Origin of the sequence: Streptomyces panacea (assembly GCF_040560175.1) — a bacterium.
GTDB lineage: Bacteria > Actinomycetota > Actinomycetes > Streptomycetales > Streptomycetaceae > Streptomyces > Streptomyces panacea.
The window spans coordinates 51,873-62,858 of the sequence record NZ_JARJHW010000021.1 but is presented as its reverse complement, the minus strand read 5'-3'; the positions used below and the strand labels follow the sequence as shown (position 1 = coordinate 62,858).

The 10,986-nt window shown below is 71.8% G+C and carries 9 protein-coding genes; 5 read left to right on the top strand and 4 right to left on the bottom strand.

Features of this window, described 5'->3' with window-relative positions:
• The 5 genes from P3L51_RS08170 to P3L51_RS08150 form a co-directional block, all read left to right on the top strand.
• Nucleotides 1-282, top strand: a 282-nt coding sequence (locus P3L51_RS08170; protein ID WP_354604412.1) for a sensor histidine kinase, incomplete at its 5' end; no start/stop codon positions are given.
• Nucleotides 283-308: 26 nt separating this feature from the next.
• On the top strand, nucleotides 309-1,673 hold the full coding sequence (locus P3L51_RS08165) for a bifunctional glycosyltransferase family 2/GtrA family protein (RefSeq protein ID WP_354604411.1): 1,365 nt from the start codon (nucleotides 309-311) through the stop codon (nucleotides 1,671-1,673).
• The gene (locus tag P3L51_RS08160; RefSeq protein ID WP_354604410.1) at nucleotides 1,670-3,754 is read left to right on the top strand and encodes an ArnT family glycosyltransferase; all 2,085 of its coding nucleotides are present in this window, start codon (nucleotides 1,670-1,672) and stop codon (nucleotides 3,752-3,754) included. Before P3L51_RS08165 ends, P3L51_RS08160 begins: the two co-directional genes overlap by 4 nt.
• 73 nt (nucleotides 3,755-3,827) lie before the next feature.
• Nucleotides 3,828-5,366, top strand: a complete 1,539-nt coding sequence (locus tag P3L51_RS08155; RefSeq protein WP_354604409.1) for an MFS transporter — start codon at nucleotides 3,828-3,830, stop codon at nucleotides 5,364-5,366.
• 45 nt (nucleotides 5,367-5,411) lie between these two features.
• Nucleotides 5,412-6,263, top strand: a complete 852-nt coding sequence (locus tag P3L51_RS08150; RefSeq protein WP_354604408.1) for a TetR/AcrR family transcriptional regulator — start codon at nucleotides 5,412-5,414, stop codon at nucleotides 6,261-6,263.
• A gap of 120 nt (nucleotides 6,264-6,383) precedes the next feature.
• Here the strand turns inward: P3L51_RS08150 and P3L51_RS08145 are convergent, their stop codons facing one another.
• From P3L51_RS08145 to P3L51_RS08130, 4 genes are all read right to left on the bottom strand, one after another.
• Nucleotides 6,384-6,854: a PPOX class F420-dependent oxidoreductase gene (locus P3L51_RS08145; protein WP_354604407.1), complete on the bottom strand. Its 471-nt coding sequence runs from the start codon at nucleotides 6,852-6,854 to the stop codon at nucleotides 6,384-6,386.
• 10 nt (nucleotides 6,855-6,864) lie between these two features.
• On the bottom strand, nucleotides 6,865-7,692 hold the full coding sequence (locus P3L51_RS08140; protein WP_354604406.1) for a YceI family protein: 828 nt from the start codon (nucleotides 7,690-7,692) through the stop codon (nucleotides 6,865-6,867).
• Between the two features lie 194 nt (nucleotides 7,693-7,886).
• Nucleotides 7,887-10,325 carry an MFS transporter gene (locus P3L51_RS08135; RefSeq protein ID WP_494338539.1) on the bottom strand — a complete coding sequence of 813 codons (2,439 nt, stop codon included), beginning with the start codon at nucleotides 10,323-10,325 and terminating at the stop codon, nucleotides 7,887-7,889.
• Between the two features lie 180 nt (nucleotides 10,326-10,505).
• Nucleotides 10,506-10,946, bottom strand: coding sequence for a MarR family winged helix-turn-helix transcriptional regulator (locus P3L51_RS08130; protein WP_354604404.1), 441 nt, complete (start codon nucleotides 10,944-10,946; stop codon nucleotides 10,506-10,508).
• Between the last annotated feature and the right edge of the window lie 40 nt (nucleotides 10,947-10,986).

The window sequence follows — 10,986 nt, the reverse complement described above, 5'->3', positions numbered from 1 at the left end:
CTGGTCGACGTGATGGACGACGGGCCCGGCATCCCGCCCGCCCTCCTCCCGCACGTCTTCGAACGCTTCGCGCGCGGCGACGCGTCCCGCACCCGCGCACCGGGCGCGGCGGCCGACTCCACCGGTCTCGGCCTCGCCATCGTGCGGGCCGTCGTCACCGCGCACGGCGGCGACGTCCGCGTACGGAGCGAGCCCGGCCGCCGCACCGTCTTCACCGTCCGGCTCCCGGCCGCCCCGGCCCTGGACTCACAGCCGCACCACAGGCTCACCACACTGCCGTGACAGCCTGACCGCCGAGTGTCGGTCGTATGAGAACCGACACCGACACCCCGTGGGGCAGCCTCCCGGCCAGGGAGCATCTCCCGGTCGAAGTGCTCGACGCGTGGGCCCCCACCGGCGTCCCCGTGCTCGACGTGACGATCCCCGTCCACAACGAGGAGCGAGACCTGGAGTCGTGCGTACACCGACTCCACCACCACCTCTCCCGCACCTTCCCGTACGGCTTCCGCATCACCGTCGCGGACAACGCCAGCACCGACCGCACGCCCGCCGTGGCGGCCCGGCTCGCGGCGTCGATCCCCGAGGTCACCGTGTACCGGCTGGAGGAGAAGGGGCGCGGGCGGGCGCTGCGTACCGTCTGGTCGCACTCCGACTCGCCCGTCCTCGCCTATATGGACGTCGACCTGTCCACCGACCTCAACGCGCTGCTGCCGCTGGTCGCGCCGCTGATCTCGGGCCACTCGGACCTGGCGATCGGCTCGCGCCTCGCGCGCTCGTCGCGCGTCGTACGGGGCCCCAAGCGGGAGTTCGTCTCGCGGGCGTACAACCTGATCCTCAAGTCCTCGCTCTCCGCGCGCTTCAGCGACGCGCAGTGCGGCTTCAAGGCGATACGGCGCGAGGTCGCCGAGCGGCTGCTGCCGATGGTCGAGGACACCGGGTGGTTCTTCGACACCGAGATGCTGGTGCTCGCCGAACGGGCCGGGCTGCGGATCCACGAGGTGCCGGTCGACTGGGTCGACGACCCGGACAGCCGCGTGCACATCGTGAGTACGGCGGTCGACGACCTCAAGGGCGTCTGGCGGGTGGGCCGCGCGCTCGCGGTCGGCGCGCTGCCGCTCGACCGGCTCGCCCGGCCGTTCGGCGACGACCCACGGGACCGCGCGATCAACGGCGTCCCCGGCGGACTCGCCCGTCAACTGGTCGGCTTCTGCGTGGTCGGCGCGCTGTCGACCCTCTTCTATCTGCTGCTCTACTCCCTTTTCCGTACGGCCTCCGGGCCTCAAGCGGCGAACGCTGCCGCGCTGTTGGTCTCGGCGGTCGCGAACACCGCGGCCAATCGCCGGCTGACGTTCGGCGTACGGGGCCGGGAGCGGGCCGTGCGACACCAGGCGCAGGGTCTCGTCGTCTTCGGTATCGGGCTGGCGCTGACCAGTGGGTCGCTGGCCGCGCTCGACGCCGCCTCCGGGAACCCCGCCCACGCCACGGAGCTGGCCGTACTGATCTCCGCCAACCTCGCGGCGACGGTGCTGCGCTTCCTCCTCTTCCGCGCGTGGGTCTTCCCCGACCGGCGCGGTGGCGACGAACAGCCCACGGTCCAGGAAGCCCGGCAGGAGGCCCGGAACACCCCGAGCACCCCGCGCACCCCGAACGCCCAGGAACGGAGCGCCCGATGACCCACGCCCTCGCCCCCGGCGCACCGACCGCCGGAGCTGCCCGCCCCGCCGTACCCCTTCTCGCGCGGCTCCGCCGGGGCAGGCCCGAGGACGCGCCGTGGGTACGCCCCGCCTTCCTCGCCCTCCTGCTCGCGGCGCTGGTCGTCAACCTGTGGAGGCTCGGTGACTCCGGTTACGCCAACTCCTTCTACTCCGCCGCCGTTCAGGCCGGCGGTGAGAGCTGGAAGGCCTTCTTCTTCGGCTCGTCCGACGCGGGCAACTCCATCACCGTCGACAAGCCCCCGGCCGCGCTGTGGCCGATGGCCTTGTCGGTACGCCTCTTCGGCCTCGGCTCGTGGCAGATCCTGGTGCCCGAGGCGCTGATGGGCGTCGGCACGATCGCCGTGGTGTACGCGGCCGTACGGCGCCACTTCAGCGCGTCGGCCGGGCTCGTCGCGGCCGGGGTGCTCGCGCTCACGCCCGTCGCCGCGCTGATGTTCCGCTTCAACAACCCCGACGCGCTGCTCGCGTTGCTGATGACCGTCACCGTCTACTGCGTGCTGCGCGCGCTGGAGGGCGCGCGGACGCGCTGGCTGGTGTGGGCGGGTGTCGCGATGGGATTCGCGTTCCTGACGAAGACGCTCCAGGCGTTCCTGATCCTGCCGCCGCTCGCGCTCGTGTACGCGGTGTGCGCGCCCGCGTCCGTACGGCGCAGGATCGGCCAACTGGCCGCTGCCGGACTCGCGTTGGTGGTCAGCGCCGGCTGGTGGGTGGCGATCGTCGAACTGTGGCCGACCTCGTCCCGCCCGTACATCGGCGGATCGCAGAACGACTCCTTCCTCGAACTCACCTTCGGCTACAACGGACTTGGCCGCATCAGCGGTGACGAGGTCGGCAGCGTCGGCGGGGGCGGGGGAGGCGGACGCCGTGGCGGCGAGACCGGTATCGGCCGGATGTTCAGCGACAGCATCGGCGGCCAGATCTCCTGGTTGCTGCCCGCCGCGCTGTTCCTGCTCGTCGTCGGCCTGGTGCTGACCTGGCGGGCCGGGCGCACGGACACCACGCGTGCCGCGTTCCTGGTCTGGGGCGGTGCGCTGCTGATGACGGCGGGGGTCTTCACCTTCATGGCGGGGATCTTCCACGAGTACTACACGGTGGCGCTGGCGCCGTACATCGCGGCCCTGGTCGGCATGGGCGTGACGCTGCTGTGGGAGGAGCGAGCCAAGGCCCTCGCGTCGGCGGCGCTCGGTGTGACCGTGGCGGGGACGTCGGTGTGGGCGTTCGTGCTGCTCGGCCGGACACCGGACTATGTGCCGTGGCTGCGCTGGGCCGTACTGGTCGGCGGGCTGATCGCGGCCGTGGCACTGACGGGCGTGGGCCGGATCGGACGGGACGGGCGGCTGCGTACCCTCGCTCCCCGGCTGGCCGTCGGAGCCGTCGTGCTTGCGCTCGCCGCGTCGCTGGCGGCCCCGCTCGTGTACACGCTGTCGACGGTCAACACCCCGCACTCGGGGTCGATCGTCACGGCCGGTCCGGCGGCGGCGCGCGGCGGATTCGGTGGCGGTGGCGGCCCGGCTGGTCCCGGCGGTGGTCCCGGCGGTGGTGGCGACGACGGTGCCGGTGGCGGTGCCGACGGTGCCCGGGGTCAGCGTCCCGGTGGCGGCGCACCGACCGCACCGGAGGGCGCGGCGCAGCGAGGCGGTGGTGGCGGTGGTGGCGGCGGTATGGCCGGTCTGCTCGACGGCCGGGCCGTCGGCTCCGAGGTCGTCGCGGCGCTGAAGAAGGACGCGGGCGACTACACCTGGGTCGCGGCGACGACCGGCTCCCAGAACGCCGCGGCCAGCCAACTCGCCGCCGGGGAACCGGTGATGGCGATCGGCGGCTTCAACGGCAGCGACCCGTCCCCGACGCTCGACCAGTTCAAGAAGTACGTCGCCGACGGCGAGATCCACTACTTCTTCGGAGGTGGCGGATTCGGCGGAGGCGGCGGAGGCGGTGGCCAGGACGGCACGGCTTCGTCCATCTCCACCTGGGTGCAGGCCACGTTCAAGGAGGTCACCGTCGGCGACACGACCCTCTACGACCTGACCGCCAGGGAGTAGCTATACGGCGTAAGGGAGTTTCTTGTACGGTACGGGGCCAGCCAGGTCCCGTACACCGTAAAGGAGTCTCCGTATGAAGGCGTCGGCCACCGGCACCCACCGCACCACCCCTCCGTCGCCGGTCCCCGGCCGCCACCCCCAGCGCTGGCTCATCCTCGGCGTCATCTGCCTCGCCCAGCTCACCGTGCTCCTCGACAACACCGTCCTCGGCGTCGCGATCCCCTCCCTCACCACCGAACTGCACGCGTCGACCGCCGACGTCCAGTGGATGATCAACGCCTACTCGCTCGTCCAGTCCGGCCTCCTGCTCACCGCGGGCAACGCCGCCGACCGCTACGGCCGCAAGAGGATGCTCATCACCGGCCTCGCGCTGTTCGGCGTGGGCTCGCTGGCCGCCGGACTCGCCCAGTCCTCGGGCCAGTTGATCGCCGCCCGCGCCGGAATGGGCGTGGGCGGAGCCCTGTTGATCACCACGACACTCGCCGTCATCGTCCAGATCTTCGACGACACGGAGCGCGTCAAGGCCATCGCCCTCTGGTCGACGGTCAATTCACTGGGCTTCGCCGCCGGTCCGGTGCTCGGCGGCGCCGTGCTCGACCACTTCTGGTGGGGTGCGATCTTCCTCATCAACATCCCGGTCGTCGTGCTCGGCCTGGCGGCCGTCGTCGCGCTCGTACCGGAGTCCAGGAGCCGACAGGGCGACCGCCCCGACCTGCTGGGCGCACTGCTCTCCGTCATCGGCATGACCGCCGTCGTGTACGCGATCATCTCCGGCCCGGACCACGGCTGGACGTCCGGCCAAGTGGTCCTCCCGGGGGCGGTCGGCGTGCTCGTCCTGGGCGCCTTCGTGGTCTGGGAGTCGCGCGTCCCGTATCCGATGCTGGACATGCACTTCTTCCGGAACCAGCGCTTCGTCGGCGCCGTCGCGGGCGCCGTCCTCGTCGCCTTCGGCATGACGGGCTCGCTGTTCCTGCTCACACAGCATCTGCAATTCGTGCTCGGATACGGCCCGTTGGACGCCGGTCTGCGCACCGCGCCGCTCGCCGTCACCGTCGTCGCGCTCAACCTCACGGGCCTCGGACCGTGGCTCGCGGGGAAGATGGGCACACCCGTCACCATCGCCGTCGGCATGTCCCTGGTGGCCGCCGGTCTCGCGGCGATCGCCGTACTCGGCGCCGGCGGCTACAGCGGGATGCTGGTCGGACTCGTCGTGATGGGCGCGGGCGTCGCGCTCTCGATGCCCGTCATGGCCAACGCCATCATGAGCGCGATCCCACCGGAGAAGGCGGGTGTGGGGGCGGGCGTCAACGGCACGCTCGCCGAGTTCGGCAACGGTCTCGGGGTCGCCGTACTGGGAGCCGTACTGAACTCCCGGTTCGCCGCGCTCGTGCCGGTCGCTGTGGGCGCGTCCTCGCTGCCCGCCGCGCTCGCGGCCGTCGAGGCGGGGCCCGGCGGGGACGCCGAGCGGGCCGCGATCTCCGACGCGTTCGCCTCCGGGCTGGAGACCAGCCAGCTGGTGGGCGCGGTGGCGGTACTGGCGGGCGGGCTGCTGGCCGCGCTGCTGCTGCGCCGCGCGGAGCGGGCGGACCGGCCGGAGTTGCCCGCGGCATAGCATCAGACCGCCACGAACGGGGCGAGGAACCGAGGAGGCTCAACCATGGAGTCGGCAGCCGACAAGGCCAAGCAGCCCCCGCGGACCAGTGTTTGGCTGGAGGGGAAGCCCGCGGCCCGAGGCCGTAAGAGCGAACGTTCCGACCATCCGACCGGGCTCGACCGGGACCGGATCATCGCGGTCTCGGTACGGCTGCTCGACGCGGAGGGCCCGGCCAAGTTCTCCATGCGCCGGCTGGCGGCCGAACTGGGCGTCACGGCGATGTCCCTGTACTGGTACGTGGACACCAAGGACGACCTCCTCGAACTCGCCCTGGACTCCGTCTACACGGAGATCGACGCCCTTGAACCGGCGGAGGCCGAATCCGGCCCGCGTGGATCCGCCGACTCGGACTCGCACGCCGACTCGGACGCCGACGCCGACTCGGACGCCGACGCCGACTGGCGCGACGAGCTGCGTGCCCTCGCCGTCAGCTACCGGGCCCTGCTCGTCCGCCACGCCTGGGTCTCGCCGCTCGTGGGTAAGTTCCTCAACATCGGCCCGCACTCGATGGAGTTCTCCGCCGCGGTCCAGCGGGTCATGCGCCGCACGGGCCTGCCCGCGCACGGCCAGATGGGCGCGCTGTCCGCCGTCTTCCAGTTCGTGTACGGCTTCGGCACGATCGAGGGCCACTTCGTCCAGCGGTGCGCCGAGGCGGGAATGACCCAGGACCAGTACTACCGGCACGCCATGGGGACGATCCACGAACAGCCGGAGTACCGGGGCCGCTTCGACCGGGCCGAGGAGCTGATGGAGGCGCGCGGCGGTGAGACGGTCGAGGAGATGCGCGAACGGGACTTCACGTTCGCGCTCGAAGTCCTCATCGCGGGCATCGAGGCGATGCGGGCGCGGGGTTGATCAGCCCCGTCCGGCGATTGAGGACATGACACATAGCCCGTCCGGCCATTGAGGACACCACCCGCGGCCCGTCCGGCGATTGAGGACACACACGGCCGGAGGCCGCGCGCGTCACCCCGCTCACTCGGGCGGAGCCAACGCGGCCGGGAAGCCGCCCGTCGCGATCGGGCTCCAGCGCTCCGGCGTGATGCGGATGATCGACTTCCCCTGCCGCACCATCGCCGCGCGGTACTCGTCCCAGTCCGGGTGCTCCCCCGAGATGTTGCGGAAGTACTCGACCAGCGGCTCCACCGACTCCGGTACGTCCAGCACCTCCGCCGTACCGTCGACCTGCACCCACGGCCCGTCCCACGTGTCCGACAGGACGATCACGCTCGCGCGCGGGTCACGCTTCGCGTTGCGCGTCTTGGCACGCTCCGGGTAGGTGGAGACGACGATCCGCCCCGAGTCGTCGACACCGCAGGTCAGCGGGGAGCCCTGGGGGCGTCCGTCGGAACGGGTGGTCAGCAGGATCGCGTGGTGCCTGGGCCGGACGAACTCCAGCAACTCGTCGAGCGCCACGGTCGTGTTGGTCGCGATGTTGGGTGCCATGCCTCGCAGCCTACGACCCCGCCGCGTCCCGCGGAGCGACCTCCCGCACCGCCTGAATGTCGAGTTCCACCCGCAGCGTCGTGCCGATCGCCGACATCCCCGCCCGCACCACCTGGTTGTAGTTCATGGCGAAGTCCTCGCGCCGCAGCTCCGTCGTGGCGCGGAAGGCCGCCCGCACGCCGCCCCACGGGTCGGGCCCGGTCCCGAGGTACGACAGGTCCAGCGCCACCTTCCGTACGACTCCGTGCAGCGACAGCTCACCCCGTACCGACCAGCGGTCCGGACCCGACTGGCTGACCCCCGTGCTGTGGTACGTGATCTCCGGGTACCGCGCCACGTCCAGGAAGTCCTGTGACCGGAGGTGCTTGTCCCGCATGCCGTTGCCGGTGTCGATGCTCGTCGCGTCGATGACCGCGTCCACGCGCGAGTGCTCCGGTACGGCCGCGATCTCGATCCGGCCGCCGAACTCGGTGAAGCGCCCCCGCACGCTGGAGATCCCGAGGTGCTGGGCGACCGCGGCCACCGACGAGTGCGCGGGATCGAGGTTCCACCCACCGGGCGGCGGCGGCTCGACGCCGCCCTGCCGGGACAGGACGACCGTCCCGGCGTCGGCGACACCGCTGGAGGTGACGAACGCGGTCGACGCGGCGGGCGCGTAGCCGACGGCCGTCACGATCACGGTGTACGGCCCCGGCGCCAGCGTCACGTCGGCGGCCACCACCCCGTCGGCGTCCGCGTCGGCGCGCACCATCTGCGCGCCGGTCCTGTCGGTCAGGGTCACGGCGGCGTCCTGGACGGCCCAGCCGTCCGGTGTCCGTACCTGTGCGCGAAGTCCCATCCCGTCACTCTCCTCGTTCGCAGTTCCCGTACGGCCCGTCAGACCCCGCCCCATGGGCCGAGGGGTGGGCCCCGGCGCGGTGGCGGCGCGCCGTCCCCAGGCTGCCGTCACCGCGCCGGGGCCCCTTTCCACCGGACCGGCCGCGCCTCCGCTGGGGGACGCGCCCCGTCCGGGGGCTTCGGCTCGCTCGCGGGCTACTCGTCCGCGTGCGTGAGCTCGATGTCGTGGCCGTCGACGCCGTGCCCGGCCACCGTCAGGGCGCCGGCCACCGGCGGGTACCCGGTCGCCATGACCGTGTACTCGCCCGCGTCCAGGTCCACGAAGCCGTACGCCCCGTCGTCCCCGGTCGTCGCCGTCGCGACCACGTTCCCGGCCGCGTCGATCAGCGTGACACGCGCGTCCGGCAGCGGACGCCGGTCGGCACCCGCCCGGACCGTGCCCTGGACGAGCGCGCCCGACCGCAGCACGGCCTCGACGCGGGTCACGCCCTGGGCGCCGATGTCCACCGGCAGGGCCAGCGGCCGGAAGCCGGCGGCGTTCACGGCGACGGTCACCGCGCCGGGCGGCAGCTCGGTGAAGGCGAACTCGCCGCCCTCGGCCGACTTGCCGGTCGCCAGCACGTCGCCGCGCACGTCGGCCACGATGACCATCGCGCCCTCGACGGGCGTATCGCCCTCCGCGCTCCGTACGGAACCGGTGAGGCCGCCCGTACCGGCGAGCAGGATGTCGTACGCCAGCGGCTCGGCGCCGACGGCCACCGTGGCGGCCTGCGGCTGGAAGCCGTCGGCCGAGGCGATCAGGACGTACGAGCCGGACTCGGGCGCGTCCACCGTGTAGCGGCCGTCGTCACCGGCGACCGCGCGGCCCAACTGGCGCCCGGCGGGGGAGACGAGGGTGACGGCCGCCCGTGGCACGGCTCGGCCCTCGCCGCCGCGCACGACACCGTGGACGGGGATGCCGACCGCGTCCGGGATGTCCGGAGTGCCCGGGATGCCCGGGGTGCCGGCCGCGAGGACGGTCGTGGTCGCCTCGGCGGCGACGGTGACAGGCGCCTCGCCGCCGACGGCCACCGGAACACCCGACTCCGCCGAGCCGGCCGGCGCGTTCTCCAGGCTCTCCACCGCGTCACCCGCGGCGCGCGTCTTCAACGCGACCTCCTTGATGAACAGCGTCACGAGGAAGGCGAGCAGCGCGGCCGGCGCCGAGAAGAGGAAGACGTCGGCGACACCGTGCCCGTACGCCGACTCCACGACGGTCCGCATCGGTCCTGGCAGCGCGTCCAGATTCGGGATGCCCCCGCCACCCGTACCGGCGTGACCGGCCGCCGCGGCCTCAGGGCCGAGGTCGGCGAGCCCGTCCTTGACATAACTCGCGACCCGGTTGCCCAGCACCGCGCCCAGCGCCGAGACGCCGATCGCGCCGCCGAGTGAGCGGAAGAAGGTCACGACGGAACTCGCGGCGCCGAGGTCTTGAGGGGAGACCTGGTTCTGCGTGCACAGGACCAGGTTCTGCATCATCATGCCGATGCCGAGGCCCATGATCGCCATGAAGATCGCGATGTGCCAGTACACGGTGTCGTACCGGATGGTGCCCAGCAGTCCGAGACCCGCCGTCACCAGCACACCACCGGAGACCAGCCACGCCTTCCAGCGGCCCGTCTTGGTGATGACGAGGCCCGAGACCGTCGACGAGAGGAAGAGACCACCGATCATCGGGATGGTCATCACGCCGGACATCGTCGGTGACTTGTCGCGCGCGAGCTGGAAGTACTGGCTGAAGAAGACCGTGCCCGCGAACATCGCGATACCGACGAACAGCGAGGCCAGCGAGGCCAGGGTGATCGTGCGGTTGCGGAAGAGACGCAGCGGGATGATCGGCTCGCTGGCCCGCGACTCGGTGAGGAGGAAGAGCGCGCCGAGCACGACCGTGCCGGCGAGCATCGTGTACGTCTGCCAGGAGACCCAGTCGTACTTGTCCCCGGCGAAGGTGACCCAGAGCAGCAGCAGCGAGACGGCCGCGCTGATGAGGAAGGCGCCGGTCCAGTCGATCTTGACCTTGCGCCTGACCACCGGGAGGTTGAGGGTCTTCTGGAGCACGATCAGCGCGATGACGGCGAACGGGACGCCGACGTAGAAGCACCAGCGCCAGCCGAGCCACGAGGTGTCGGTGATGACTCCGCCGATGAGCGGCCCGCCGACGGTGGCGACGGCGAAGGTCGCACCGAGGTAGCCGCTGTAGCGACCGCGCTCACGCGGGGAGATCATCGCGGCCATGATGATCTGGGCGAGGGCGGTGAGACCGCCGACGCCGATGCCCTGGATGACGCGGAAGACGATCAGCGTCCCCGCGCTCTGGGAGAGTCCGGCCGCCGCCGAGGCGACCACGTAGAGGGTCAGTGCTATCTGGACCAGCAGCTTCTTGCTGAACAGGTCGGCGAGCTTGCCCCACAGGGGAGTGGTGGCCGTCATCGCCAGGAGTGACGCGGTCACCACCCAGGTGTACGCGCTCTGTCCGCCGCCGAGGTCGGAGATGATCTCGGGCAGGGCGTTGGTGACGACCGTCGAGGAGAGGATCGCCACGAACATGCCGAGCAGCAGCCCGGAGAGCGCCTCCATGATCTGACGGTGTGTCATCGGCGTGCCGGGTGCGGCGGGGGCGGGTGAGCCGCCGCCGTGCTTGGCGTGGCCGCCCCGTACACCCGTTGGTGTGGTGGTCGTAGCCATTGAATTCCTTTGTCTTACGTCTGTTGCGTCTGTTGCCGCTGTTACGTCTGTTGTCACGCGGGCGCCAGCGGCCGGTGTTGTCACGCGGCGCTAGCGGCCGGGCCGGCAGTCGCCGAAGTTCTCACGCAGGCGGGCCAGCATGGTGTTCAGCTGTCCGACCTCGTCGTCGGTCCAGTCGGACAGCGCGCGGGCGAACACCTCGGTCGTCCGGCGCGCGAGTTCGTCGAGCAGGTCGCGGCCCGCCGGTGTGAGCCGCAGGATGCGGGACCGCCGGTCGGCGAGGTCGGGCGCGCGCTCGATCCAGCCGCGCTCCACCGCGTGAGCCACATGTCTGCTGGTCACGGACATGTCCACGGCCAGCAGCTCGGCGAGACGACTCATCCGCATCTCGCCGTGCCGCTCCAGCAGGGTCAGTACGGCGGCGGAGCCGCCCGGACAGTCGGGCGGCAGGACGCGGGACAGACCCCGTTTCACGGCCCCGATGGCACTGAGCTGACGGGCCAGTTCCGCGTACTGACTCTTGGCGGCCATGACCCCTCCGAGGACCCCTCGCGCACCTGTCGTACCTATG

Excerpts from the sequence above, each read along its gene's own strand:
- P3L51_RS08165 (WP_354604411.1), top strand. The coding sequence starts at position 309 with ATGAGAACCGACACCGACACCCCGTGGGGCAGCCTCCCGGCCAGGGAG.
- P3L51_RS08160 (WP_354604410.1), top strand. The coding sequence starts at position 1,670 with ATGACCCACGCCCTCGCCCCCGGCGCACCGACCGCCGGAGCTGCCCGC.
- P3L51_RS08155 (WP_354604409.1), top strand. The coding sequence starts at position 3,828 with ATGAAGGCGTCGGCCACCGGCACCCACCGCACCACCCCTCCGTCGCCG.
- P3L51_RS08150 (WP_354604408.1), top strand. The coding sequence starts at position 5,412 with ATGGAGTCGGCAGCCGACAAGGCCAAGCAGCCCCCGCGGACCAGTGTT.
- P3L51_RS08145 (WP_354604407.1), bottom strand. The coding sequence starts at position 6,854 with ATGGCACCCAACATCGCGACCAACACGACCGTGGCGCTCGACGAGTTG.
- P3L51_RS08140 (WP_354604406.1), bottom strand. The coding sequence starts at position 7,692 with ATGGGACTTCGCGCACAGGTACGGACACCGGACGGCTGGGCCGTCCAG.
- P3L51_RS08135 (WP_494338539.1), bottom strand. The coding sequence starts at position 10,325 with ATGACACACCGTCAGATCATGGAGGCGCTCTCCGGGCTGCTGCTCGGC.
- P3L51_RS08130 (WP_354604404.1), bottom strand. The coding sequence starts at position 10,946 with ATGGCCGCCAAGAGTCAGTACGCGGAACTGGCCCGTCAGCTCAGTGCC.